General features: G+C 64.6%; 23 protein-coding genes and 1 pseudogene. 15 read left to right on the top strand and 9 right to left on the bottom strand.

The genetic code is table 11. The annotated features are described in order from the left end of the window. Nucleotides 1-87 precede the first annotated feature (87 nt). The 3 genes from ACOJB8_RS26305 to pcaC are packed head-to-tail and all read left to right on the top strand — an operon-like array spanning nucleotide 88 to nucleotide 2,662. The gene (locus tag ACOJB8_RS26305; protein ID WP_342946273.1) at nucleotides 88-1,440 is read left to right on the top strand and encodes a 3-carboxy-cis,cis-muconate cycloisomerase; all 1,353 of its coding nucleotides are present in this window, start codon (nucleotides 88-90) and stop codon (nucleotides 1,438-1,440) included. Between the two features lie 44 nt (nucleotides 1,441-1,484). Next, a complete protein-coding gene (pcaD, locus tag ACOJB8_RS26300; protein ID WP_342946272.1) occupies nucleotides 1,485-2,273 on the top strand; it encodes a 3-oxoadipate enol-lactonase in 789 nt (262 codons plus the stop codon). Continuing rightward, on the top strand, nucleotides 2,273-2,662 hold the full coding sequence (pcaC, locus tag ACOJB8_RS26295; RefSeq protein WP_069267124.1) for a 4-carboxymuconolactone decarboxylase: 390 nt from the start codon (nucleotides 2,273-2,275) through the stop codon (nucleotides 2,660-2,662). The genes pcaD and pcaC overlap by 1 nt, the downstream gene beginning before the upstream one ends. Before the next feature lie 37 nt (nucleotides 2,663-2,699). Here pcaC and ACOJB8_RS26290 read toward each other — a convergent pair whose 3' ends face one another. From ACOJB8_RS26290 to aptA, 3 genes are all read right to left on the bottom strand, one after another. After that, nucleotides 2,700-3,767 (bottom strand): NAD(P)/FAD-dependent oxidoreductase, encoded by a 1,068-nt coding sequence (locus ACOJB8_RS26290; RefSeq protein WP_254315518.1) that lies wholly within the window; start codon nucleotides 3,765-3,767, stop codon nucleotides 2,700-2,702. A gap of 44 nt (nucleotides 3,768-3,811) precedes the next feature. After that, nucleotides 3,812-4,060, bottom strand: a complete 249-nt coding sequence (locus ACOJB8_RS26285) for a hypothetical protein (protein WP_069267122.1) — start codon at nucleotides 4,058-4,060, stop codon at nucleotides 3,812-3,814. A gap of 226 nt (nucleotides 4,061-4,286) precedes the next feature. After that, on the bottom strand, nucleotides 4,287-5,615 hold the full coding sequence (aptA, locus tag ACOJB8_RS26280; protein WP_342946271.1) for an omega-aminotransferase AptA: 1,329 nt from the start codon (nucleotides 5,613-5,615) through the stop codon (nucleotides 4,287-4,289). A 171-nt stretch (nucleotides 5,616-5,786) separates the two neighbouring features. Here aptA and ACOJB8_RS26275 point away from each other — a divergent pair, with 171 nt between their 5' ends. Continuing rightward, nucleotides 5,787-7,190: an aminotransferase-like domain-containing protein gene (locus ACOJB8_RS26275; RefSeq protein WP_342946270.1), complete on the top strand. Its 1,404-nt coding sequence runs from the start codon at nucleotides 5,787-5,789 to the stop codon at nucleotides 7,188-7,190. A gap of 21 nt (nucleotides 7,191-7,211) precedes the next feature. Here the strand turns inward: ACOJB8_RS26275 and ACOJB8_RS26270 are convergent, their stop codons facing one another. From ACOJB8_RS26270 to ACOJB8_RS26245, 6 genes and pseudogenes are all read right to left on the bottom strand, one after another. Then, nucleotides 7,212-9,587 (bottom strand): DNA polymerase II, encoded by a 2,376-nt coding sequence (locus ACOJB8_RS26270; protein WP_342946269.1) that lies wholly within the window; start codon nucleotides 9,585-9,587, stop codon nucleotides 7,212-7,214. Between the two features lie 72 nt (nucleotides 9,588-9,659). Continuing rightward, on the bottom strand, nucleotides 9,660-10,277 hold the full coding sequence (locus ACOJB8_RS26265; protein ID WP_475015063.1) for a LysE family translocator: 618 nt from the start codon (nucleotides 10,275-10,277) through the stop codon (nucleotides 9,660-9,662). A gap of 199 nt (nucleotides 10,278-10,476) precedes the next feature. Beyond that, nucleotides 10,477-11,931: a DUF2252 domain-containing protein gene (locus tag ACOJB8_RS26260; RefSeq protein WP_083245467.1), complete on the bottom strand. Its 1,455-nt coding sequence runs from the start codon at nucleotides 11,929-11,931 to the stop codon at nucleotides 10,477-10,479. Between the two features lie 57 nt (nucleotides 11,932-11,988). Next, nucleotides 11,989-12,510, bottom strand: a complete 522-nt coding sequence (locus ACOJB8_RS26255) for an STAS domain-containing protein (protein WP_475015150.1) — start codon at nucleotides 12,508-12,510, stop codon at nucleotides 11,989-11,991. Between the two features lie 160 nt (nucleotides 12,511-12,670). Then, a pseudogene (locus ACOJB8_RS26250) lies at nucleotides 12,671-13,585 on the bottom strand (SulP family inorganic anion transporter); the annotation flags it as partial. A gap of 134 nt (nucleotides 13,586-13,719) precedes the next feature. After that, entirely contained in the window at nucleotides 13,720-14,520 is an 801-nt protein-coding gene (locus ACOJB8_RS26245; protein WP_342946266.1) for a potassium channel family protein, read from the bottom strand. Between the two features lie 640 nt (nucleotides 14,521-15,160). On the opposite strand from ACOJB8_RS26245, the gene ACOJB8_RS26240 reads away from it, so the two are divergent. From ACOJB8_RS26240 to ACOJB8_RS26190, 11 genes are all read left to right on the top strand, one after another. Then, complete coding sequence (locus ACOJB8_RS26240) at nucleotides 15,161-15,661, top strand: outer membrane lipoprotein (protein WP_475015060.1); 501 nt, start codon at nucleotides 15,161-15,163, stop codon at nucleotides 15,659-15,661. 58 nt (nucleotides 15,662-15,719) lie between these two features. Next, nucleotides 15,720-15,962 (top strand): hypothetical protein, encoded by a 243-nt coding sequence (locus ACOJB8_RS26235; RefSeq protein WP_406952401.1) that lies wholly within the window; start codon nucleotides 15,720-15,722, stop codon nucleotides 15,960-15,962. 163 nt (nucleotides 15,963-16,125) lie between these two features. Beyond that, nucleotides 16,126-17,199, top strand: coding sequence for an efflux RND transporter periplasmic adaptor subunit (locus ACOJB8_RS26230; protein WP_342946636.1), 1,074 nt, complete (start codon nucleotides 16,126-16,128; stop codon nucleotides 17,197-17,199). Next, nucleotides 17,196-20,273 carry an efflux RND transporter permease subunit gene (locus ACOJB8_RS26225; RefSeq protein ID WP_475015058.1) on the top strand — a complete coding sequence of 1,026 codons (3,078 nt, stop codon included), beginning with the start codon at nucleotides 17,196-17,198 and terminating at the stop codon, nucleotides 20,271-20,273. Before ACOJB8_RS26230 ends, ACOJB8_RS26225 begins: the two co-directional genes overlap by 4 nt. A gap of 81 nt (nucleotides 20,274-20,354) precedes the next feature. Beyond that, nucleotides 20,355-20,882 (top strand): Na+/H+ antiporter subunit E, encoded by a 528-nt coding sequence (locus ACOJB8_RS26220; protein ID WP_069267112.1) that lies wholly within the window; start codon nucleotides 20,355-20,357, stop codon nucleotides 20,880-20,882. After that, nucleotides 20,875-21,159 carry an MrpF/PhaF family protein gene (locus ACOJB8_RS26215; RefSeq protein WP_069267111.1) on the top strand — a complete coding sequence of 95 codons (285 nt, stop codon included), beginning with the start codon at nucleotides 20,875-20,877 and terminating at the stop codon, nucleotides 21,157-21,159. Before ACOJB8_RS26220 ends, ACOJB8_RS26215 begins: the two co-directional genes overlap by 8 nt. Next, nucleotides 21,156-21,449 (top strand): monovalent cation/H(+) antiporter subunit G, encoded by a 294-nt coding sequence (mnhG, locus tag ACOJB8_RS26210; RefSeq protein ID WP_069267110.1) that lies wholly within the window; start codon nucleotides 21,156-21,158, stop codon nucleotides 21,447-21,449. The genes ACOJB8_RS26215 and mnhG overlap by 4 nt, the downstream gene beginning before the upstream one ends. Continuing rightward, complete coding sequence (locus tag ACOJB8_RS26205) at nucleotides 21,446-22,390, top strand: hydrogenase subunit MbhD domain-containing protein (RefSeq protein WP_406952403.1); 945 nt, start codon at nucleotides 21,446-21,448, stop codon at nucleotides 22,388-22,390. The genes mnhG and ACOJB8_RS26205 overlap by 4 nt, the downstream gene beginning before the upstream one ends. Beyond that, nucleotides 22,387-22,737, top strand: coding sequence for an NADH-quinone oxidoreductase subunit K (locus tag ACOJB8_RS26200; protein WP_133184712.1), 351 nt, complete (start codon nucleotides 22,387-22,389; stop codon nucleotides 22,735-22,737). Before ACOJB8_RS26205 ends, ACOJB8_RS26200 begins: the two co-directional genes overlap by 4 nt. Beyond that, entirely contained in the window at nucleotides 22,734-24,248 is a 1,515-nt protein-coding gene (locus tag ACOJB8_RS26195) for a complex I subunit 5 family protein (protein WP_475015054.1), read from the top strand. The genes ACOJB8_RS26200 and ACOJB8_RS26195 overlap by 4 nt, the downstream gene beginning before the upstream one ends. After that, nucleotides 24,245-25,885 (top strand): proton-conducting transporter transmembrane domain-containing protein, encoded by a 1,641-nt coding sequence (locus tag ACOJB8_RS26190; RefSeq protein ID WP_475015052.1) that lies wholly within the window; start codon nucleotides 24,245-24,247, stop codon nucleotides 25,883-25,885. The genes ACOJB8_RS26195 and ACOJB8_RS26190 overlap by 4 nt, the downstream gene beginning before the upstream one ends. Nucleotides 25,886-25,944: the final 59 nt, after the last annotated feature.

The following is a 25,944-nucleotide window of genomic DNA, read 5'->3' as shown; positions in this document are numbered from 1 at the left end:
GCAACCCTCGGCATTCGTCGACGGTTGCCGCGCCCGCTTCGTTCCGGCTGTATCGGAACGCCTGCTTTTTTCCGCGCGCCACACTCCATGATTGAACGTCTCACGAGCCTGATCTGCGGGACCGAACCGATGAACGCGGTCTGGTCTCCCGATGCCACGCTGCAACGCATGCTGGACGTCGAAGCGGCGCTCGCGCGCGCCTCGGCGGCGCATGGCGTAATTCCGCACTCGGCCGTGGCCGCGATCGTCGCGGCCTGCGCGGCGGATCAGCTCGACGCCCCGGCGCTCGCGCGCGACGCCGCGCTGGGCGGCAACCTGGCGATCCCGCTCGTCAAGCAGCTCACGGCGCGGGTAAAGTCCGCCGACCCCGAAGCTGCCAAGTACGTGCACTGGGGCGCCACGAGCCAGGACATCATCGACACGGCAACGGTGCTGCAGTTGCGCGATGCGCTCGCGTTGATCGAACGCGGCATCGACGCGCTCTGCGCGACGCTGGCGGACCTCGCGCGCATGCATCGCGCGACGCCCGCGGTCGGGCGCACGTGGCTGCAGCAGGCGCTGCCCATCACGCTCGGATTGAAGTTCGCGCAATGGCTCGACGCGGTGCTGCGCCATCGCGAACGCCTCGTCGTGCTGCGCGAGCGCGCGCTCGTGCTGCAGTTCGGCGGCGCGGCCGGCACGCTCGCGAGCCTGCGCGACGCCGCCCCGGCGGTGAGCGCTGCGCTCGCGCAAGAACTCGTTCTCGCGCTGCCTGCGTTGCCGTGGCACACGCAGCGCGACCGCATTGCCGAAGCCGCATCGTTCTTCGGCATGCTCATCGGCACGCTCGGCAAGATCGCGCGCGACATCTCCTTGCAGATGCAGACCGAAGTCGGCGAACTGGGCGAACCGGCGGCGGCAGGCAAGGGCGGTTCGTCGACCATGCCGCACAAGCGCAATCCCGTGGGTTGCGCAGCTGTTCTGACGGCTGCCGCACGCGCGCCGGGCCTCGTCGCGACGGTGTTCGCCGGCATGGTTCAGGAACACGAGCGCGCGCTCGGCGGCTGGCAAGCCGAGTGGGATGCGCTACCCGATCTCGCGCGCCTCGCCGGCGGCGCGCTCGCGCAGATCGAACAGATCACGGCCGGACTCGAAGTGCGGCCCGAACGGCTCGCGGCGAATCTCGACATCACGCACGGACTCATTCTCGGCGAGGCCGTGATGCTCGCGCTCGGCGACCAGATCGGGCGCCTGGACGCGCATCATCTCGTTGAGCACGCATCGAAATCCGCGGTGCAAAGCGGCCGTACGCTGTACGAAGTCCTCGCGGCGGATCCCGCCGTCACGAGGCACCTGGACGAAGCGCGCCTCGAGGCGCTGCTCGATCCGGCCAACTACGTGGGCCAGGCCCACGCATTCGTCGACGCGGTGCTCGCGTCGTATGAAGCGAAAGCAAAGTAACGCACGCCCCATTGATTACAGAAGACACACGAGGAGTAACACGCATGCCATACGCAGCCGTCAACGACACGCATTTGTTCTACCGCATCGACGGTGCGGAGAACCATTCGGCGCCATGGGTGGTTCTGTCGAATTCGCTCGGTAGCGACGTGTCGATGTGGACGCCGCAGATCGTCGAGTTCACGAAGCATTTCCGCGTGCTGCGCTACGACACGCGCGGTCACGGCCACTCGGCGGCGCCGCTGGGCCCGTACACCATCGAGCAACTGACCGGCGACGTGATCGGCCTGATGGACCAGCTCGGCATCGAACGCGCGCATTTCGCGGGCGTTTCGATGGGCGGCCTGACCGGCGTCGGCCTCGGCGCGCGTTACGCCAACCGCATCGATCGTCTCGTGCTGTGCAATACGGCCGCAAAGATCGGCTCGCCGGAGGTGTGGGTGCCGCGTGCGGCGAAGGCTCGCAGCGAAGGCATGCTCGCGCTCGCCGAAGCGGTGCTCCCGCGCTGGTACACGCCCGAATTCATCGCCAACAATGCACTCGTGATGTCGCAGGTTCGCGACGTGTTCGTGCATACGGACAAGGACGGCTATGCTTCGAACTGCGAAGCGATCAACGCCGCCGATCTGCGCGGCGAGGCGCCGTCTATCAAGGCGCGCACGCTCGTGATCTCGGGTATGCACGATCTGGCCGCGACGCCCGCCCAAGGGCGCGAGCTGGCCGAATCGGTGCCGGGCGCGCGCTATGTCGAGCTGAACGCCGCGCACATCTCGAACGTCGAGCTGGCGGACGAGTACAACAAGATCGTGGTCGATTTCCTGCTGGGGGCGTGATGAACGACGAAGACCGCTACGAAGCCGGCATGAAGGTGCGCCGCGCGGTGCTGGGCGACGCGCACGTCGATCGCTCGCTCGCCAACCGCACCGAAGTGACCGAGGAATTCCAGAACTTCATTTCGCGCTACGCGTGGGGCGAGATCTGGACGCGCGATGGCTTGCCGCGCCACACGCGCAGCCTGCTGACGATCGCGATGATGGTCGCGCTCAACCGCAGCGAAGAACTCGCGCTGCATCTGCGCGCCGCGCGCAACAACGGCGTCACGCGCGACGAGATCAAGGAAGTGCTGCTGCAGACAGCGATTTACTGCGGCGTGCCGGCGGCGAACTCGGCGTTCCATCTCGCCGACCGCATCTTCCGCGAGCAGGACGCCGAGCAGGGCTGATCGTGTGGTAACAACGCGCGGGGCATGCGCCCCGCGTTCAGTCGAATACCGGCGACTCCACGCCGAGCACCTTGTGCAGGCGCGTGCTGGTCGTCGTGTACTGCAGATGGATTTTCTTCTCGGGAAACACGTGATGCGCCGCGCCGAACGCAGCGAGCGCGGCTTCGTGAAAGCCGGAGAGAATCAGCTTCTTCTTGCCCGGATAAGTATTGATATCGCCGACGGCAAAGATGCCCGGCACGCTCGTCTCGAAGCGCGCCGTATCCACGGGCAACTGCTTGCGCTCGATCTCGAGGCCCCATTGCGCGATCGGCCCGAGTTGCGGCGACAAGCCGTAGAACACGAGCAGGTAGTCGAGATCCAGCGAGCGCGTGACGCCGTCGCCGCCCGTCACCTTGATGCGTTTGAGCTTGCCGCCTTCGTCGTCGAAGCCGGTCAGCTGGCCGACGATGGACTGCATGCGCCATTCCTCGCATAGCGCGTGCATCTTCGCGACGGTTGCCGGCGCGGCGCGATAGCCCTCGCGCCGGTGCAGCAGAATCACGCTCTGCGCGACGTCCACGAGCTGGAGCGCCCAGTCGAGCGCCGAATCCCCGCCGCCACACACCACGACGTCCTTGTCGCGAAAGGGTTCGACATCGCGCACGCGGTAGAACAGCTGCGTGTCGCGGTAGCGCTCGATGCCGCTCAGCTTGAGCGTGCGCGGCTGAAACGAGCCCACGCCCGCCGCGATGAACACCGTCTTCGCCAGAAACTGCGTGCCCTTGCTCGTCTGCACAAAAAAGCGGCCGTCGGCGCGCGGCTCGACGATCTGCACTTCCTGGCCGAGATGGAACGTCGCGCCAAAGGGCTCGATCTGCTGCATCAGCGCATCGACGAGCTGTTGGCCGGTGCACATCAGCACCGCCGGAATGTCGTAGATCGGCTTGTCGGGGTATAGCTCGGCACACTGGCCGCCCACCACCGGCAGCGAGTCGACCACGTGCGCGTGGATTTCCATCAGGCCCAGTTCGAATACCTGGAAAAGTCCCACCGGCCCGGCGCCGATGATGAGCGCATCGGTTTCGATAAGCTGCGGCGGGAAGCGATCGTTGCGCTCGTTCATCGGCGAGCTCTCCTTGCAAGAGGCAGGGACAATGATCAAGAGTCCTATTCTTCCGGCTGCACGTCGGCTACGTAACGACGCAGGCAGGCGAGCAGCGCGGCTTCCTCGGCGCGGCTCGCTGCGTCGCTGGCCGAACCCGCGTCGCGCTCTTCGCCGAACATGGCTGCGGGCGCGGGGATCGTGTCGACCACGCGGCCGTCACGGAACACACGGATTTGATGGGTCGCTTCCATATACTCGGCGATCCAGTGGACGCCCTCGATATGCGTGCCGATGCGGACTGGCATCTTCATGAGATTCCCTCCTGGCCAGCGCACGTCGGTCGATGCGCGCTCGCCGCAATCGCGTTTCTTATGGCGGATAGGGCAACGATACGCCGATGGCGCGCGCTGTGCTTGAACCGGGTCCTCGCGCGCCGACGGCCGGAAAAAGAAAGGGCGGCCCGAGCCCGGGCCGCCCTTGCGGCGGATTACCAAATGAAAGCAGGCGCGCGTAAGCCGTTAGCTCGCGCCTCGCGCGTTACTGCACCGTGGCGAGCACGTCGCGCACCGTGCCGAACAGGCGTGCGATTTCCTCTTCGGTCACGATGAGCGGCGGCGAGAACGCCAGGATGTCGCCCGTGAAGCGGATCAGCACGCCCGCCTCGAAGCACTTCACGAAAACCTCGTAAGCGCGCGCGCCCGGTGCGCCGTCGCGCGAGTCCAGTTCGACGCCGGCAACGAGGCCAAGATTGCGCACGTCTTTCACGTGCTTCTCGCCGCGCAGCGCATGCGCGGCGGCCTCGAACTTCGGCGCGAGCGCGTCGGCGCGCTCGAACAGGCCCTCGCGGCGATACAGATCCTGCGTCGCGATCGCGGCGGCGGCGGCGAGCGGGTGCGCCGAATAGGTGTAGCCGTGGAACAGTTCGATTGCGCCCTGCGCGCCGCTATTCACGATCGTGTCGTGAACCGCGCGGCTCGCGGCCACGCCGCCCATCGGCACGGCGGCGTTGTTGATCGCCTTGGCCATGGTGATGATGTCCGGCGTCACGCCGAAATACTCGCTGGCCGTGGCCTTGCCGAGGCGCCCGAAGCCCGTGATGACTTCGTCGAAAATCAGCAGGATGCCGTGCTTCGTGCAAATCTCGCGCAGACGCTGCAGATAGCCTTGCGGCGGAATCAGCACGCCCGTCGAGCCTGCCACGGGTTCGACGATCACGGCGGCGATGGTCGAGGCGTCGTGCAGCGCGACGATGCGCTCGAGGTCTTCCGCGAGATGGGCGCCCCAGGCCGGCTGGCCCTTCGAGAACGCGTTGTGCTCGAGATTGTGCGTGTGCGGCAGATGATCGACGGCGGGCAGCAACTGGCCCGAAAACGCCTTGCGATTCGGCCCGATGCCGCCCACTGAAATGCCGCCGAAGCCCACGCCGTGATAGCCGCGCTCACGGCCGATCAGCTTGGTGCGCTGGCCTTCGCCGCGTGCGCGATGGTAGGCGAGCGCGATCTTCAGTGCGGTGTCGACCGACTCGGAGCCGGAGTTCGTGAAGAACACACGGTCGAGGCCGGCCGGCATGATTTCGGCGATCTTCTGGGCCGCTTCGAACGCGAGCGGGTGGCCCATCTGGAACGTGGGGGCGAAGTCGAGCGTAGCGGCCTGCTGGGCGATGGCCGCGACGATTTCCTCGCGCGCATGGCCCGCGTTCACACACCAGAGGCCCGCGCTGCCGTCCAGCACTTCGCGGCCGTCGGTCGTGCGGTAGTACATGCCCTTGGCCGATTCGAGCAGGCGCGGCGCGGCCTTGAACTGGCGATTGGCGGTGAAGGGCATCCAGAACGACGAGAGATCGTCGATGACGGGGCGCGAAGTCATGCGTGCTTCTCCTCAGGTAGGTTTGGCTCAACTGTAGCGCCGAGGCTTGAACGACGGCATAGACAGTCTCTATACTGATCTGCAAACCGTGCTGGACAATTCTCGCCAACTGTATTGGTCGGCACCGGGAATCGTACGGGTTTTCCCTCGCACTATACGCTTGCTTTCCCGATGATCGAACTCGAACTTGAGCGCGGCCGCGGCGTCACGACGACGCTTGTCGAGCAGCTCGTGCAGGGCTTCGCGCGCGCGATCGAAGCGCAAACGCTGCGCGCCGGGGCGCTCCTGCCCTCGGTGCGCCAGCTCGCGCAATCGCACGAACTATCGACCTATACAGTGACCGAGGCGTACAACCGTCTCGTTTCGATGGGCTTCGTCGTCGCGCGGCGCGGCTCGGGCTACCGCGTGGCGCCCCGCAGCGAGTCGGCGCGGGCGAGCGCGACGGGCTGGCAGCCGCCCACGCTGACGGCGACCTGGCTGCTCTCCGACGTGTTCGCCGATCATTCGGTGCCGATCAAGGCGGGCTGCGGCTGGGTGCCCGGCGAATGGATCAACGAAAGCGGCCTGCAGCATGCCTTGCGCGCCATGAGCCGGGTGCCGGCCGTGCGTCTTGGCGACTATGGGCACCCCTACGGTTACGCGCCGCTGCGCGAGCGCATCGCGGCGCAGCTCGATCGTCAGGGGCTGCCTGTCGAGGTGTCGAACGTCCTGCTCACGCAGGGCGCGACGCAGGGGCTCGACCTTATCGTGCGTACGCTGCTGCGGCCCGGCGACACGGTGCTCGTGGAAGACCCCGGCTACTGCAATCTGCTGCAGATTCTCAAGCTCGCGGGGCTCACGGTGCATGGCGTGCCGCGTACGCCGGCAGGGCTCGACATCGAGGCGCTCGAGCGCCAGGTGGCGGCGCACCAGCCGAAGGCGATCTTCGTGAACACGACGCTGCAGAATCCCACCGGCGCGACGTATGCGATGTCGAACGCCTTCCGCTTGCTGCAGATCGCCGAGCGCCAGCGCATGTGGGTCGTGGAGGACGATGTGAGCCGCGAGCTTGCGCCGCCAGGCGCGCCGTTGCTCGCGGCGATGGAAGGCTTGCAGCGCGTGCTGTACGTCAGCGGCTTTTCGAAGACGGTCACGCCTTCGCTGCGTTGCGGCTATGTGGTCGCCGAGCGCGATGTGCTGCGCGAACTGGCGCGCGCGAAGATGGCGGTGGGGCTCACTTCGTCGGCGACCATCGAGCGCATGGTCGACAAGGTCTTGCTCGAAGGACGCCACGCGCGCCACGTCGAACTCGTGAACGAACGGCTGAAGGCCGCGCATGCCTGCGTCGAGGAGCGGCTCGACGCGCTGGGGCTCGAGATATTCCACCGGCCGCGCGCGGGGCTGTTCGTGTGGGCGCGCCTTGCCATCGAACCCGAACGGGCCGGCGCGATTGCGACGGCGGCGTTGCGCGACGGCATCTGGCTCGCGCCTGGCTCGTATTTCAGGCCCGACGACGAACCGAGCGCGTGGTTTCGCTTCAACGCGCCATATTCGACGGACGATGCGTTGTGGCGGTTCATCGAGCGCGCGCGCTAAGGCGCGCGCGACGGCGCACGCTTAAAACAGACTCTGCTGCCCCGACATCAACGTATCGAAATCCTCGCGCAGGAACGGCAGAATCGCGTCCGCAACCGGCTGTAGCTGGCGGCTCACATAGAACGCGTAGTCGAGCGGCGAACTCAGCGTTTCGAGCGGCTCGGGGCCGGCCGTCGTCATCACGTAGCTGATCCAGCCGCCGTTCTGATACTGGAGCGGACGGCCTTTCGCGCGATTGAACTCGTCCGCGACGCGGGCTGCCCGCACGTGCGGCGGCACGTTGCGCTGGTACTCGACGAGCGGCCGCCGCAGGCGCTTGCGGTAGACGAGCTGATCGTCCAACTCGCCGTTGAGCGTGCGCCGCACATAGTCGCGGATGTACTCCACGTAGGGCTCGCGCTGGAAAATGCGTCGGTACAATTCGCGCTGGAATTCCTGCGCGAGCGGCGTCCAGTCGGTGCGCACGGTTTCGAGGCCCTTGAACACGACTTCTTCGCCGCCGTTCTTCGCGAGTGTGAGGCCGGCGTAGCGCTTCTTGCTGCCTTCTTCCGCGCCGCGCACCGTGGGCATGAGAAAGCGCGAATAGTGGCGCTCGAACTGCAGCTCCAGAGCGCTTTGGAGACCGAAGCGTTCCTGCAGTTCGGCCTTCCACCAGGCGTTGACGTGCTCGACGAGCTGCTTGCCGGTGCGCGTGGCGTCGGCTTCGCTGTGCGCGTGCTTGAGCCAGACGAAGGTCGAGTCGGTGTCGCCGTAGATCACGTCGTAGCCTTGCGCCTCGATCAGCTGACGGGTTCTGCGCATGATCTCGTGCCCGCGCATCGTGATCGAAGAGGCGAGGCGTGGGTCGAAAAAGCGGCAACCGGTCGATCCGAGCACGCCGTAAAACGCGTTCATGATGATCTTGAGCGCCTGCGAAAGCGGGGCGTTGTGCTGCCGCTTCGCATGTTCGCGGCCCTCCCACACCTGGCGCACGATTTCGGGCAGACAGTGCTTCTCGCGCGAGAAGCGCGCGCCGAGAAAGCCGGGCACGGACGCTTCGTCGCTGGGATCGTTCAGACCTTCGATGAGCCCGACGGGATCAATCAGGAAGGTGCGGATGATCGAGGGGTAGAGGCTCTTGTAATCGAGCACGAGCACCGAATCGTAGATGCCGGGGCGCGAGTCCATGACGAAGCCGCCGGGGCTGTTTTCGCCCACCACGTCGCCGAGATTCGGCGCGACGTAGCCGAGGCGATGCATTTTCGGCAGATACAGATGCGTGAACGCGGCCACCGAGCCGCCGCTGCGATCCACCGGGAGCCCCGTGACCGATGCGCGTTCGAGCAGAAACGCCATCAGCTCGGTTTTCTCGAAGACGCGCGTGACCAACTCGCAATCCTTGAGGTTGTAGATGGCCAGCGCGGGTTTGTCTTCGTCGAAACGGCGCTGGATCTCGTCCATGCGCTGATACGGATTGTCGATCGACTTGCCCTCGCCGAGCAGCGCCTGCGAGACGTATTCGAGGCTGAACGACGGGAAGCTCCAGGTGGCCGAGCGCAGCGCCTCGATGCCGTCGATGATGAGGCGCCCCGCGGCGCCCGCGAAGAAGTGATTCTCCCGCATGCCGTGTTCGCGCCACTCCATCACCTCGCCGCCGCGCCCAAGACGCAGCGGCACGCCGGTTTGCTGGGCGTGCGCGTGCAACACGCGCAGATCGAACTGCACGAGATTCCAGCCGATGATTGCGTCGGGATCGTGCTGCGCCATCCATGCGTTGAGGCGTTCGAGCATCTGCGCGCGGCTTTCGCAGTATTCGAAGTCGAAGTCGATCGGGCTCGCATCGCCATTTGCGGGGCCGAGCATATAGACCTGGCGCTGTCCGCAGCCTTCGAGCGCGATCGAATAAAGCTCGCCCTGGGCGCTCGTTTCGATGTCGAGCGACACCAGTTTCAACTGCGGGCGATAGCCGTTGGCGGGTTTCATCTCGCCTTCGAGCAGCACGCCGCTTTCTTGCGGGCTGCCCGCATCGCCGCGAAACAGCACGGGCGCCGTGATGAAGCGCTCCATCATGTAGCGCTCCGGCGGCTGGATATCGGCTTCGTAGACGTCGACGCCCGCTTTGGCGAGGCGCTTTGCGTGCCCGGCCAGGGCGCGATATTGCGGGGAATAGAGCCCAAGCACCGGGCGGCGCTGGAAGTCGCACAAATTGAGCGGGCGTAGCTCGGCGCGTGCGTCGCCCTTCAGCGCGGCGCGGGCCGCGGCTTCCTGGGCGGCCGGCACGAACGCGACAGAGGGCTGGGGGCGCAGGCGCAGCTGGCGCGGCCCCGCGTCGGTCGCGAGCCAGAAGTCGACCTCGGTGTGTTCGCCCGTATCGCGCCAATGGCGGGTGAGAATAAAACCCGCTTCAAACTCAGACAAAGTGTGACTCCGCCGCCCATGTTTCCCGCTTGCGATTGTAGCGTTTGAACGGGTGAAGGGCGGCGGGTCGTCTTAATGTTGAAGCAAATGCGCAAACATCGGATACAGCGAGACGAGCAGCGAAAGTGCCATGAAGACATTGAAGGCGCGCAGTCGTCGCGGATTCGACAGAAAACGCCGCATGCTGGTGCCGAACGCGGCCCAGATGCAGATGCAGGGCAGACCAATCACATAGAACAGGAAGGCCATCGCCATCGTGTTGGTGCCGAAGTTCGTGGAAAGGCGGATCGTGGTGGCGGCCGTGAGCACCATCATCCACGCCTTGGGATTCACCCACTGGAACGCGATGGCTTCGTGAAAGCGCATGGGACGGTGTTCGCCGCTCTTCACCTTGATGTCGCCCGCGGTGCCGATTTTCCACGCCAGATACAGCAGGTACGCAATGCTCGCGACCTCCAGCACGGTATAGAGCGACGGGATGTGCCTGAACACCTGACCAAGCCCGAAGCCCACCGAGAGCATGAGCACGACCACGCCCGCGCTGATGCCGAGAATGTGCGGCAGCGTGCGACGAAAACCGAAGTTGACGCCGGAAGCGAGCAACATGGTGTTATTGGGGCCGGGCGTGATGGTCGTGACCACGACGAAAAGCATGCCGGCGGGCAGCGCACTGAGCATTTCGGGCAGCATGATGCGAGGGGCTCCGGAAAGAGAAGACAGATTCGACGGAACCCAGTTTATCGACAGTTCGCGGTACAGTACCGGTACAGTTGTGGAGACGCTCAACGGTACGGATTGGGGGCATGAAGGGCTGAGTGGCGGCTACGGAACCGGCGCGCAGGGCATCAGCGGCGCGCGTCACCGCTCCGGACTGAACGGCGCTGGAATCCTATTGACGAATGACCTGAATGCGTCCCGCCTTGACTGCCGCTTTCAAAACCGCCCAGTCCCGCTCATTTTGTTCTGCGTAGGCGAGCGAGAATCGCACGATGGCTTCGTCGAATACCGCTGACTTGCCCGCATATCCGCTGAGCAACGCGGGATCGCCTGCCTTTGCCATCGAATGGGCCAACGCGTGGGCGCAGGAAACCGCATACTCGCCGAGATCTTCGACGTCGAAGGTCGTGAAGTCGAAGGCGCCCTTCATGTCGCGCAATTGCCTCACGTAGAAGTCGTTGCCGGTGTGGCGCATCTTCGACCATCCGAGGAAGATGTCACTGGCGGACTGCAGCAGACGCTGCCCGTTGACCACACGTTGACCATGGTTGGGGTAGCGGCTCGGCGGCAGATAGCCCTCCAGCACGGAAGCGCGCGCCTCCTTGAGTTGAAGGAAAAGCGGGCAATCGCCGTCGGCCATGAAAAGCGCCTCATAGCAACGCGTTCCAACCGAGCCGATGCCCACCACACGAATGGCGACATCCACCAGTTCATATCGGTCGAAGAGTGCGCGCCTGTCGTCGGGAAGCGTCAGCCGGTAGTCGGCGAAGAAGCGCCGTACCATCGCGTTGTACTGCTTGCTGTCACTCGCGCTCTCCAGCGGTACGTGATACACGAGGGGCGGGACATCCTTGATCCGCAGCTTGCCGTTGATCACCTCGGTTGCATGAGTCAGCACGGTACGCGACGACTGTTGTCTTGCCTTTTCGATGACGGCCAGTTCCTTGTTCCTTTCTTCGACGGAATCGGCAATGGCCAGCATGCTCGCCGCCTTGAACTGGCAGTACCAGACGTCGAGCGTGTCCATGCGGCTGAAGTCGGCGAGCCGTTGGCGGAAGGTTGCGCACAACCGGCGCACGATGCGTTGCTGGTCACGCAAGGTAAATCCGCGCTCGCGCGCAGCGATCACGAACGATGTCGCGAGTCTGCGTACGTCCCAGTCGAATGGTCCAGGCAGCGTCTCGTCGAAGTCGTTGGGGCCGAACAGAACGCGCCGCTCGGGGCTCGCGAACAGACCGAAGTTGGCCAGGTGCGCATCGCCACCCAGTTGCACGATCACGTTGGAATGCGGCAGCGTCGACAGATCGTGCGCCATGAGCGGCGCCGCACCGCGATAGAACGCGAACGGACTCGCGACCATCCGTCCATAACGGATGGGTATCAGTTCGACTACCCGCCCCACATTGGAAGCGTCGAGGAGTGCGATGGGATCGCGATCTGCAATCCGGCATTCGGCGAGCTTCTCGCGCGGCACTTCCTTGCGAGCCGTCTTGCCCCGTCTGACGCGATCGGCCAGCGAGCCACGCCCCGCAAAGAGTGTGGACGGGTCTTCCTGCACCGTCGGCGTAGCCGGGTCAGCGAGGACTGCGCCGGGGGCGGCGCGCTTTGTGTTAGCGGGATCGGGCACGCAGCACTCCTTTTTTCGATTCAAGGCCGGATCGGACCTGTGTCATTTCAGGTCGCTTCATTGCGGCTTGGCGTCTTGAGAAGTTGAGGACGTAGACGGCGAAATGTCACGTAGCGCCTCGATTGCGGCATCGACGGTTGCAAAGACCTCGCGATGTACGCCACTCACACGCAGTGCCTTGTACCGCTCGATTTCGTGTCGGACGCCCGAGGGGAGGGCGACCGCGGCTATGCCCACACCGTGCTTGTCGAGTTCGCCGCCTAGCTGGATCAAGGTCTTGCCTGCCGTGTAGTCGATGTTGCTGATCTCCGATGCGTCGATCACCACCCAGCGCAGCCCCGGACTCGCTTCGTTGACAAGCTTGAGCACCTCTTCCGTGAATCGGCCGGTGTTCGCATAGAACAGGTCTGCTTCGAAACGGTAGACGACGATCCCAGGTGCGGCGAGCAGATCGGGCTCGACATGTCGCGCGATCCAGCTGTCGCCGGGGCCTCGCGTCAGCACCCGGGTCCGCAGGCGGTAGCTGTGGCGTGCATGCGCGATCAGGGAAAGCACGACGGCAGCAAGAATGCCGTGCATCACGTCGACGAACACGACGACGCCCGCAGTCAGCAACGCCACGACGAGCTCGTCCTTCTGCATGCGATACAGTTCGATCATGCCTTTCACGTCGATCAGACTTTACGCCGATCAAGAAGACGATGGCCGACAACACGGCGGCAGGGAGCAGACTCAGCGGTCTCGTGAGAAATAGCAGCACCAGCAGCACGATGGCGGCAGTCGTGAGATGGGCGACCTGGGTGCGTCCGCCCGCGTCGTCGAGCATCTCGGTCTTGGTCGGGCTGCCGTTCACGACGAATGTTCCCGTGAAAGCCGCCGCCGCGTTGGCGGCCGCGAGCCCGATGATATCGGCGTTGTCGTCGCCCCTTTCGTTATAGCGATTGGCGTACGCGCGTGCCGTTGCTGCGCTCTGGGCAATGATGACGATGAAGCATGAGGCGGCGGTGATCAGTACCTGGTTGATCTCGCCCATATGCAACGGTGGGAGGAACAATGACGGGAGTCCCCCCGGTACTTCGCCCGTCACCGCGATGCCATGTCCGGCAAAATTGAACACGCCGCTTGCCACGATGGAGCCGATCACGGCGATCAGCGCACCCGGTGCGCGCGGCACGAAGCGCTTGCAGCCGATGATCACCACGAGCACGGCGATCGAGAGCATCGTGGTCGGAAGATTGGCCTGGGCCACGCGTTGCAACGCGGACGCGATCTGCATCAACGGCCCATGCCCTTGCCTGGCGAGTCCGATCAGGCCGGCAAGCTCGCCTCCTGCGACCTGGATGCCGACGCCGGTCAGGAAGCCGATCAACGCGCTGCGGGAAAGAAAGTCGGCCAGAAAACCCAGACGAAAAGCACGCGCGATCACCAGCATTGCGGCGACCGTCAAGGCGACTGTACTCGTGAGAGCGACATAGTCCTTGCTGCCGAGTGCGGCGACGGCCGTCAAGGTACCCGCGAGAATGGCGGCAGTGGCCGAGTCGGCGGCGACGACCAGTTGTCGCGACGCACCAAATACTGCGAACGCCACGAGCGGCAGCAGGATCGTATAGAGGCCCGTTACGGTGGGGGTGCCGGCAATTTTCGTATATCCCATCACTTCGGGAATGCCGAGCGCCGCCAGCGTAATCCCGGCGATGATGTCGTGCGGCAGTTGCGCGGCATTGAAGGGCAGCAGTCCCTGCAGGAAAGGCAGGTGAGGGAGGCGGTGCGAAGCAGGAGCGGCGGGCTTCATCGTGCGGCCTCCGCTGCAGTCGTAATCCGGGTGACCAGTGCTTTGGCGATGATGTCGTCGGCGATGACGACGTTGGTCGCGCCAGCGTTCTCCAGCAGCCCTTTTCGCAAGGGGTTTTCGCCCGGTACGGCAATGGCGAGCGACGGGTTGAGCGTATGGGCCAGCAGGGTGATTGCCAGATTGTTATTGCTGTCGGGTGTCGTGACGAACATGGCTTTCGCGCTGTCGAGTCGCGCACGCTTGAGCACTTCGTCGAAGGCGTCCGGCGAGCCGAGTACGACCAGATGCCCGCAATCCGTTGCCCGGTTGGCCTGATCCTGATCGCCCACGAGTACGAGCACGGTGTTTCCCTCCCCATGCAGGTAGTCTGCAACCCGCTCTCCGAGAGAATGGAATCCAACCACCACGACATGATTGGCGAGCTGCTCGAGCTTGCGTTCCATGATTCTGTTCTCCCGATAAGCCATCACGTCATCGCCCGAAAGCATGCCTGTGAGTCTCGAAACTGCGAACCCGCCGATCAGCAGTGTCGCGACCATGGCCAGAAGCATGAAGCCCTTTTGAGGCGGACTGAATTCGCTGAAGGCGCCGAGTGTCGTAATGAGATTGACTCCGTTCCAAAGAGCCGTAAACAGTTTGTCGGGGAAAGCGTTGCTGGACTGATCGAGGGCGATCAGCCCGATGGTGGCGCCGCCCAGCAGCATGACGAGAAGGCCGATGGTGTGATGCGCGCGACGGCGCCATTCTCGAATACGGATGACCCCGAGACGAGGTTCATCGACACGGAAGATCCACATGGTTACCTCGGATTGTTGGTCTGATCGAGACAACAGCGAACCTGATGCCAAGGGATACGCTCTCCCTTTTTGTGCCCGTAGTCAATAGTAAATAATCAGGAGCCCAATATATTGAACGGCTGAGCGACGACGCAATGCGGCAACGTGTTTCAGACGATTAAACAGATCGGAGGAAAGAGAAAACTTTATAGCCGCTAACGCATCTCGTGGTAGTTAGCCGATCAAGAACCAGGCGACGCGTCGCAATCGCGATCGAACCCGGCTTGTCATTGCCGTCGACGCATTGTGCTGGAGATCGACCAGCGCACCTGTCTATACCTGAGGCAAAGTCGCTCCGCTTGCGCGACGAAAATGAGGGCGCAATCGGCGTATTGCCGTTTCCAGAACTGCACCGGGCGTGGATTTGATCAGCACCGGCAAGAGACGTAAGCCGAAGCAGTTGGATAAAAAATGCGCGCCACATTGAATCGCTGAACCATTTTCGAACGAATGGCACGTTGAATACATCTGTGCGGATCGTATTCCATAATGTTCGTCAGGTATTCGGAGGATGGACGGCAAAAGACAATGCTCCGCGTACGTATTGGCTGAATGTTCGCTAATGACTATGCGTGGAATCGTTAGCAAACAGGCCGAATGAATGAGCGAATCCGCAATGCGCCGCATTAGGGGAAATGTCATGCGTTTTCTCGCTGCAACACTTCTTGGCTCTGTAGTCGCCTCGTTCGCGCTTTCCGGTTGCGAGGCGCCAACTTCGGGCTCTGTCTTCTCGCCGGCCCAGGCGCAGCAGGTGATGGTGGTCGAACTCGGTACGGTCGAATCCGTGCGGCCCGTCACGATCCAGCCTGGTCCAACGGGCATTGGCGCAATAACCGGCGGCGCGCTTGGCGGCATCGCGGCTGGCAGCAACATCGGGCGCGGCACGGGTGCCGTAGCGGCGGGCATCGGCGGCGCCGTGCTGGGCGGCGCGGCGGGCAATGCCGTCGAGCAGCGCGTCACGCAGCGGCAAGCCCTTGAAATCGTCGTGCGTCTGGATTCGGGGCAACTGATGTCGATTGTCCAGGATGCGGATCAGCAGTTCGTTCCGGGTGACCGCGTGCGTGTGCTGCTCGGCAACAACTCGGTGCGCGTGACGCGATGAAGTGAACGCAGGTGTCGTTGACCTCTCGATAAAACGAAGTATCGAACCGAGGAAACCGATGGCCGATACCGGGCAGAAAATGAGTCGCGTGCAGTTGACCGCGAGGGGAGTCGGCGGCGTGGTGGGCGCGGCCATCGTCGTGGCGTCGGCTGACATCTCGCTGTTTCATTTCCTCATTCTTCGCGGCGTGAAGCAGGCCGCGTTCATCAACGCCATCGTGACGTTCGCCAACGTCATTCCGATCGTGGTGTTCATCGTCAGTCTGGAACGTCGCCCGGTGTCGTCGAGTTCTAGCGCTTGAATCGTCGTTGTTTTCGGATGAATACACCGGCACGCCCGGCGGGGCCGCAACAGGGCGCGAAGCCATTTCACGGTGGACACGGGCAACCTGTCCAGGGATCCAGAGGAATACGCCAGTGTTTGCGAATCATGCTGCAGGTCGAATGGTGTCGCGGCCTTTGGCCGTGACGCTGTGTGCGCTGTGTCTAACGGCGGCGGGCGGACTCCTGGCGGGCTGCCGTAAGGGCGAAGAGGCGCAGGTGACGGAAGTGCGCCCGGTACGCGTCGTCAGGATAGAAAAGCAGGAGGCCGGAGCGACCATCGCCTTGACCGGAAGATTGCAGGCGCAGGCCGAGATCAATCAATCGTTCCGTATCGACGGAAGAATGACGTCCCGCAACGTCGATGTCGGGGACCGTGTCAAGGCGGGCCAGGTACTGGCGCGGCTTGACCGGATGAACGAGGAAAGCAGCCTGCAGTCCGCTCGGGCACAGTTGGCCGCCGCGCAGGCACAGGCCCTGGAAGCGCGCACCATGTTCACCCGCATGCGCGATCTGCTTGCGGAGCATGCCGTGTCGCGTGCTTCGTTCGAGCAGTCGGAAGCGATGGCAAAGATCACCCAGTCGCAAGTCGATTCGGCGCAGTCGTTGGTCAACATCGCGCAGAACCGGCTGAGCTATACCGACCTCGTTTCCGACGTAGCCGGCGTGGTGACGGCGCGCGGAGCGGAGCCGGGCGAGGTGGTTCCGGCTGGCCGCATGATCGTGCAGATCGCTCGCGAGGGCGCGGTGGATGCCGTATTCGATGTGCCCGCCGCGATCAAGGACGTCGCGCCGGCCAGTCCCGACATCGTCATCGCGCTTGCCAGCAACCCCGAGGTCACCGCCGTTGGTAAGGTGCGCGAAGTATCGCCCCGCGCCGATCCGGTGACCGGAACCTTTGCGGTCCGGGTTCAAGTCCTCAATCCGCCGGCAGCCATGCGCCTTGGCAGTACGGTCATTGGCCACATGACGCTCCCGCGCGCGGCGGCCATCGAAATTCCTTCGAGCGCCCTGATCCAGCCAGGAGGGAAGCCGGCGGTCTGGGTGGTCGATACGAAGACAGGGACGGTTTCGGCGCGTGAGGTCGAGCTTCAGGCGTATGGCGAGGACCGCGTTGAGGTGTCGCAAGGTCTCAACACGGGCGACGTGGTCGTGACTGCCGGCGTGCAGGCATTGCGGCCGGGACAGAAAATTAACTGGACCGAGGCAGCCAGGTGATTGGCCCGAATCTATCCGAGTGGGCGCTTTCGAAGCGCCCCCTGGTCGTGTTCCTCATGATCGCTGCGCTGGTCGCGGGAACCCTGTCATTCTTGGGGTTGGGGCGCGCCGAAGATCCGGTCTTTACATTCCGCACCATGGTGGTGGCCGCTGCGTGGCCGGGGGCCACTGTCGACGACACGCTCTCGCAGGTGACCGAGCGGCTCGAACGCACGTTGCAGGAGACCCGTCACCTGGATCGCATACGCAGCTATACGACAGCGGGTCAGACGACAATCTTCGTCGATCTTCTGCAGTCCACGCCACCCTCCGAAGTCCAGGACGTCTGGTATCAGGTTCGCAAAAACGTGGACGATATGCGACAAACGCTCCCGGCGGGAACGCTCGGGCCGTTCTTCAACGACGACTTCGGCGACACCTACGGCATCATCTACGGCTTCACCGCCGACGGCTACAACATGCGCGAGTTGCGCGATCGCGTCGAGGCGATTCGCTCGCGCCTGCTGCTGGTGCCGGACGTCTCGAAGATCGAGGTCCTGGGCGCTCAGGACGAACAGATTTACATCGAATTCTCGACCACCCGTCTGGCGGGCTTGCGTCTGGACTACCCGACCATCGTCGCCGCATTGAGAGCGCAAAATCTCATCAGGCCGACCGGCGTCCTGCAAACCGGGCAGGAGCGGGTGTTCTTCAGGGTGACGGGCGCCTTCGATTCCGAACGCGACATCGAGAATGTCAACCTCGTGCTGGGAGGGCGCATCGTTCGCCTCGGCGACATCGCCACCGTGAGACGCGGTTTCGCCGACCCTCCACAGCCAATGTTCCGCGTCAACGGCAGGCCGGCCATCGGCCTCGCGATCGCCATGCGCGATTCGGGCGACATACTGGCGCTCGGTCGCAACCTGAAGGCCGAGATGGCCGACGCCACCGCGAACCTGCCCGCTGGCATCGAGCCGTTCCTGGTCGCCAATCAGTCAGATACCGTCGACGTGGCGATCAACGACTTCATGGCGTCGCTCTGGCAGGCGATCATCATCATCCTGGTGTGCAGCTTCGTGAGTCTGGGCATACGGCCGGGGACGGTAGTGGCATTGTCTATCCCGCTGACGCTGGCGATTGTCTTCGGGATCATGGACGTCGTGCACATCGACCTGCACCGGGTCTCGCTGGGCGCGCTGATCATCGCGCTGACCTTGCTGGTCGACGACGCCATGACCACCGTCGACGCCATGATCAACCGCCTCGCCGCCGGTGACAGCAAGGATCAGGCGGCGACGTTCGCGTACCGTACGCTGGCCGCGCCAATGCTGATCGGCACGCTCGTGTCGATTTCCAGTTTCGTGCCGATTGGCTTCGCAAAAAGTTCGGCCGGCGAATATACGTTTTCTATTTTTGCGGTAGTCGCCATCGCGCTGCTCGCGTCGTGGTTCGGTGCGGTGATTTTCTCGCCGCTCGTCGGTGTGGCAATCCTGAAAGCGCCCAAGGCCGAAAAGGAGCCGCGCAAGCCCGGCAAGATGCTCATGGCCTATGACCGCTTCCTGCGCGGCGCGCTGCGGCTCAGGTGGTTGACGATTGCCGTCACGCTTGCGGCGTTCGTGGTGTCGATCTTCCTCGTCCGGTTCGTGCCGCGGCAGTTCTTTCCCGCCTCGGACCGGCCGGAGCTGACGGTGGATCTGACCTTGCGCCAGAACGCGTCCATCCACGCGACCGCGGACCAGGTCGCGCGACTCGAAGCCATTCTGAAAAACGATCCCGATGTCGATCACTTCAGCAGCTATGTGGGCCGCGGCGCAGTGCGCTTTATTCTTACCCTCAATGTTCAGCTGCCCAATCCGTTTTTCGCACAGGTCATCGTGGTCGCGAAAAGTCTCGAGGCGCGCGACCGGCTGCAATTGAAACTGGAGAAGACGCTGAGCGAGCAGTTCCCCGGTATCGTCGCCCGCGTGTCGCCGCTGGAACTGGGACCGCCGGTGGGGTGGCCGCTGCAGTATCGCGTCTCGGGGCCCGACCCGGCGCAGGTGCGCAGGGCCGCACTCGATCTGGCCGGTATCGTGGGTTCCGACGAGCGAACACGCCACATCAATTTCGACTGGATGGAGCCGGCCCGGCAGATCCGCATCCACATCAACCAGGATGAAGCGCGTCAGCTCGGCGTGAGTTCCGCCGCGCTGGCCGCCATCATGAACACCGTCATTACCGGCACGCCACTCACGCAGATACGCGACGACATCTACCTCGTCAACGTCGTGGCGCGCGCGCAGGAAGAGCAGCCGCTGACGGTGCAGTCACTGAGTACGCTGCAGGTGCCCACGCCGAGCGGGCGCATGGTTCCACTCAGTCAGTTCGCGACGTTCACGGAGGAACAGGAGTCGCCGCTGATATGGCGGCGAAACCGTGTGCCGACGCTCACGGTGCGAGCCGACGTGATGCATGGCGAGCTGCCCGACGAAGTCGTCGCAACGCTCGCGCCGAAAATCGATGCGTTCAACGCGAAGCTGCCCAAGGGTTACCACGTCGCGACTGGCGGCATCTTCGAGGAAAGCGCGACTTCGCAAGCCTCGGTATTTGCCGTGGTCCCGGTGATGATCGTGCTGATGCTGACGAGCATGATGCTGCTGCTGGTGAGCTTCAAGCGCCTGGCCATGGTGGTCTCGGTGATGCCATTGGGCCTGATCGGCGTGGTGCTCGCACTGCTGGTGTTCAACCGGCCGCTTGGTTTCGTCGCCATTCTGGGCATTCTTGCGTTGATCGGCATGATCGCCAAGAACGGCCTGATCCTGATCGTGCAGATCGAGACTTTTCGACACGAGGGCATGGGCGTACTCGAGGCCGTTGTCGCTTCGGGCACATCGCGCATCCGGCCAATGATGTTGACCTCGATCTCGACCGTGCTTGGCCTGATCCCGATCGCGCCTACGGTGTTCTGGGGCGCCATGGCCTTCGCGATCATGGGCGGCTTGCTGGTGGCGACGCTGCTGACCCTCGTGTTCCTGCCGGCCCTGTACATGGTGGTGTTTGGCAAGGAAGACCGGCCGCCGTCGCAGTCTTCGGGGATGGCGAGCGGGGCGACGTGAGCCGCCGGGGCCTGACGCCATCCGGCAGACGCCCGCCGTTTTCGCGCTCGCTGGTTTTTCGATAGAGGAGGCGTATCTTCCATGAGCTCACCAACGCTTCGTGCTTTCCTGCTCGACTGGCGTTCGCACTGGCGCGTCGCGCTGACACGCGCGGTTTGCTTTCTCGCGCTATGGATCATCCTGATGCCGAGCGTCAAGCCGGCCGATCTCGTCTGCGGCCTGATCGCGACGCTCGTCGCGACGCAGATGAGCCTGCGGCTCCTGCCTCCCGTCGCGGGAAGGGTACGGCTCGGCGCCTTACTCGTCTTCGTTCCGCATTTCCTCTTGCAGTCCCTGCTCGCGGGCATCGACGTGGCGCGCCGCGCGTTGGACCCGCGCCTGCCTTTGCGGCCCGGTATCGTGGTCTATCGTGTCGGTTTTCCGCCGGGAACGGCGCGCAATGGATTCGCCATCATCACGAGCCTCTTGCCGGGGTCGCTGCCGGTAGATGAGACCGCGGACGGGCTCGTTTACCACTGCCTCGACACCTCGAAGCGGGTCGACGAACAACTGGCGGACGAAGAACGGCGCCTCGCGGGCGCGCTGGTCAGCGGTGAACGTCATGGCTGACGTGCTCATCGCCGTTTGCGCGCTGGTGCTGCTGATGGTGGCCGTGGGCCTGCTGTCGGTGCTGCGCGGGCCCACGCGCGCCGACCGCATGATGGCCGCGCAACTGTTCGGCACGGGAGGGATCGCGGCGTTGCTGCTGGTCGGCACGGCAAGCGGCGTCGAGGCTGTCGTGGATGTGGCGTTGACGCTCGCCGTGCTTGCGGCGTTCGCGTCGGTCGCCTTCGTCAAGGCCGATCGTCAGGCAGAAGGCGATATCGCGAAAGAGGACCGGAAATGAAAGCCGCAGCCGATATTTTCACGATCATTGCCATGCTGGCCGGCATTGTCTTTTTCGTGGCCGGCACAGTCGGGCTGTTGCGGTTCCCGGACACGTACACGCGGCTGCACGCGTTGACCAAGGCCGACAATCTAGGCCTGGGCATGGTGGTGCTGGGGCTGTTGCCACAGACGGGTCACATCGTAATCGCCCTCAAGCTGATCGTGGTCTGGCTGCTGGTGATGCTGACGTCGTCCGATGTGTCGCAGCTCATCGCGCGCGCCGCGCGCCGGCAGGAGGAGCGTGCATGATCGCCGCGATCTCCGTCGGTATCGGCATCCTGTTGCTGGGGCTTGCGCTCTGGACGGTCGTCGTGCGCGATACGTTCGCCGCGGTCGCCGGATTCATTCCTTACGGCCTGCTGCTCACGCTGGCCTGGCTAGTGCTTCGTGCTGTCGACGTCGCGTTGACCGAAGCGGCCATCGGTGCGGGCCTGACCGGCGCGCTGCTGATCCGCGCGGCGTCGCGGCTCGAGGTCACTGAAGCGGCGGCCCAGGCAGAAACGCCGGGCCTCGCGATGCGTGTCGCGGCAGGCGTGGCCGCCACGGCGGTCGCCGTCGTGATTGCCGTGAGCCTGTTGAGCTTGCCGGACCCCGCGCCGAGCCTGGCGCCCGAGGTGGCGCGACACATTCAGGCCACTGGCGTCGGCAACCCGATCACGGCCGTCCTGCTGTCATTCCGCGCGATCGACACGCTGCTGGAAGCCATCGTGTTGCTGTTCGGCGTGGTCGGCGTCTGGTCGCTGGCGCCGGACCGCTGCTGGGGCGGCAGGCCGGGACTGGCGCAGGGGGTGAGTCCCAACGACATTCTGGTGTATCTCGCGCGTGTATTGCCGCCGATCGGCGTCGTGATCGGCATCTACATTTTCTGGGTCGGCGCCGATCATCCGGGTGGCAAGTTCCAGGGCGCCACGGTGATTGCGGCCATGTGGCTGCTCGTCATGATGTCCGGTTTGCGCGATGCGCCGCCGGTCAGCCGGCGCTGGCTGCGCGCCGTCCTTATCGTCGGGCCGGCGGTGTTCATCGCGCTTGGCCTGCTCGGCGCCGTCGTGGCGGGAGCGTTTCTCGCGTACCCCGATGGCTGGGCGAAGCTGTGGATCATCATCATTGAAGCCGCGCTGCTGCCTTCGCTTGCCGTGACCCTGGTCCTCCTGCTCGTCGGTCCACCGCAGCGGCCGGAGGTGAGCCCATGAACGTCTCGCAGTTGTTCGGCTTGACCGCCGCTGCCCTCGTGGGTCTCGGCCTCTATGGCCTGATCGTCAACCCGCAGCCCTTGCGCAAGGTGCTGGCCTTCAACCTCACGGGCAATGGCGTCTTTCTGGCCTGTGCCGTGATCGCGCATCGGGGAGCTGGCGCCGGCATGTCCGGCGACCCGGTGCCGCAGGCGCTATTGATCACGGCGATTGTCGTGTCGTTCGCCGCTTCCGCGCTCGCAGTCGGACTCATGCTGCGCAGGTTCGCGGAAACGGGCTCGAATTCTCTGTCGGCGGACGGTGATGCGGCGTCGGGCGGTGCCCGCGCCAATACGGAGGCGAGGTGACGACGCTGGCGCTCACGGGGCAATCGACGCCGGGCGGGCTGCTGCTGACGCTCGTCGTGTTGTTGCCTTTTGCCGGGATGCTGGCGGGGTTGGCGCTCGGAGGACGCCACGCGCAACGCGTGGCCTGGGTGACGATCGCCTTCGGTTTCGGCCTCGTGCTGGAGATTGCGGCGAGGCTGCTGGTCTCGGGCGACGCATTGCGCTATCTGCTGGGCGGCTGGGCGCCGCCGCTGGGCGTCATGCTCCGCGCCGACGGCCTCTCGGTGTGCATGATGCTGGTGGTTGCCGTGGTGGTGGGGGCGGTGGCGATTTACGCCAATGGCGACTTCGGCACACCGTCCGGCACGAACGAGGCACGCGCGCCGCTGGCGTTCTGGCTGTTGCTGCTGGCGGTATGGGGAGCGCTCAATCTGGTGTTTGTGAGCGCAGACATTTTCACGCTCTACGTCGCGCTCGAACTGCTGACTTTTGCGGGCGTTCCTCTCGTGTCCCTCGATGGCCGCGCCGAAACATTGCAGGCTGCGTTGCGTTATCTGTTGTACGCGCTGATCGGCTCGATGCTTTATTTGCTGGGGGTTTTTCTGCTCTATGGCGCCTATGGCACGCTGGACATTGCGCTGCTTGCCGCGAGGATCGGGGCGCAGCCGCTAGCCTGGGCCGCGTTGGGCTTGATGACGGCCGGCATGCTCGCCAAAACCGCGCTGTTCCCGCTGCATCTGTGGTTGCCGCCTGCGCACGCGGGCGCACCGGCCGCCGCGAGCGCGCTGCTGTCGGCATTGGTCATCAAGGGATCGTGGTTCGTGGTGGTGCGGTTGTGGGTCGACGTCTTCGCCGGCATCGCAAGCGGGTCCTGCTCGCAACTCCTCGCAGGCCTCGGGGCGCTCGCGATCCTCTTCGGCAATGTGGTGGCGCTGCGCCAGATGCGGCTGAAGCTCCTGATCGCTTACTCGACGGTCGCGCAGATCGGCTATCTGTTCCTGCTGTTCCCGCTTGCCGTGCAGCACGAAAGTGCTCGAGCCGTCACGGGTGGCCTGTTGCAGGCCGTATCGCACGCGAGCGCAAAAGCGGCCATGTTCCTCGCGGCCGGTCTGATCTATAGCACGCTGGGGCATGACCGTCTGGCCGACCTGCGCGGCGCGGGGCGCGCCCTGCCCATGACGCTGACCGCTTTCGCGCTGGCCGGCGCCACGTTGATCGGCTTGCCGCCTTCCGGGGGCTTTCTGGCCAAGTGGCTGCTGATGTCGGCGGCACTCGCGACGGGGCAATGGTGGTGGGCGGTGGTGATGCTGGTCGGCGGCCTGCTCACGAGCGTCTACGTTTTCATGGTGGTGGTGCGCGCGATGGAGCCCGCTGCGCCCGGCTGGTCGCCGCAAAAGCAGGTGCCTCGTTACCAGCAGCTCGCCGTGCTTGGCCTCGCAACGTGTTCGTTCCTGCTTGGCCTCGCCGTGCTGCTGCCGGTCGACGTGGCCCAGATTGGCCGCACGGTGATGCCGCCAGCGGGGCTGCCATGAACGTCTCCCAGGCTCTGCTCGTCGCAGCCGTCGGGTTGCCATTGCTGATGCTGCTGCTCTGTGCGTCGGCGCCGGTTCGCAGGCGCCTGCCTTCATGGTTCGCGGTCGCTGCGCTGCCCGCGCTGGCCGCGGCCGTCGGCGTCCATCAGAGCGAAACCCTGATGCTCGGCCACAGCCGGTTCGCCCTCAGTTTCGCGCTCGATACGCCAGGCGCGGTGTTGCTCGGCACGGCGGCGCTGTTGTGGTTCTTCGCCGGAATCTATGCCGCACGATATGTACGCGGTCGCGAAGATATCGATGGGTTCGTCGCCTGCTGGCTCATGGCCTTGACCGGCAGCGTGGGCGTGTTCCTGACGGCCGACCTGATTGGCTTCTATCTGATGCTGGCGGTGTTGAGTGTCGGCGCCAGCGGGCTGGTGCTCCAGGGCGACGGGCCCGAAGCCCGATACGCGGGCGCGCTTTATCTTGGCGTTGCATTACTGGCCGAAGCTTTCGTGCTGGGAGGATTGGTCCTGCTCGCACAGGCCACGCCTGGCGGCAGCCTGCTGATTTGCGATGCGGCTGCAGCGTTGCCGGGCTCGCCCTGGCGCAACGCCACGCTGCTATTGCTCCTGGTTGGCCTCGGCATGAAGGCCGGGATGGTGCCGCTGCATGTCTGGATGCCGCACGCCTATCGCGCGGCGCCTGTTCCGGCGGCGGCGGTGCTCAGCGGCGCGGTGGTCAAGGCCAGCGTGATCGCATTGGTTCGTTTTCTGCCATTTACTTTCAACGACGCATGGCCGCACTTTGGCATCCCTTTCGCGGCGCTGGGCATGGTCGGCGCGTTCTACGGCGTGGCGATCGGTATCACTCAGGCCCAGCCGAAAGTCGTGCTTGCGTACTCGAGCGTCAGCCAGATGGGCTTCCTGATGGCCGTGATCGGCATGGGGTTCGCCGCAGGCGACCCCGCTACCGTCGTGGCAGCCGCTTACTATGCCGCGCACCATCTGCTCGTCAAAGGCACTTTGTTTCTGGCCGTGGGCGTGGTCGCATTGACGGGTGCCGGATCGTTGCGACGAGTGCTGCTGCCCACGGCGGTCATCGCGCTTGGACTGGGCGGATTGCCGTTGACGGGCGGCGCACTGGCCAAGTACGCGGCCAAGGACCTGCTGGGCGGCGATCTGGCCGGGTCGTTGGCTGCGGCGTCTTCAGCCGCGACCACGTTGCTGATGCTTCATTTCGTGCGCTGTCTGGGTGCAGTGGCCGCGACCGATTCCCACGCGCGCGCGCCGGGGCCGTTCAGGGGGGCATGGCTGGCAATGGTCGTGGTCTCGCTCGCCGTTCCGTGGGTGGTGTATCTGCGTATCCCGGCAGGCTCGCTACCCGAGGCCCTGGCGCCCGCGGCGCTGTGGTCGACACTCTGGCCGGTACTCGTTGGCGCGGCGCTCGCGATTGGCTGGAACCGATGGGGCAAGACGGTGCCGTCCGTGCCTGTGGGAGATATCTCTGGCTTCCTGCGCGGACTGCAACGCGGCAGCACGGGGGCCGCACGAATTGCTGTGTGTACGGATGCGTTCGTACGCGGATGGGCCGTCTCCTGTCTGACGCTGTTGCTCGCGGCGCTGCTGCTCGGCGGCCTGCTCGCGGTGGCGGCATGATGTGTGTGGCGCAACCGACCGCACCGCCTGCGCATACGGGACGCGGTCGCAGCAGAACC

The sequence above is a fragment of the Paraburkholderia sp. BR10141 genome, assembly GCF_056155635.1.
This window is presented reverse-complemented; position numbering and strand designations above follow the sequence as displayed.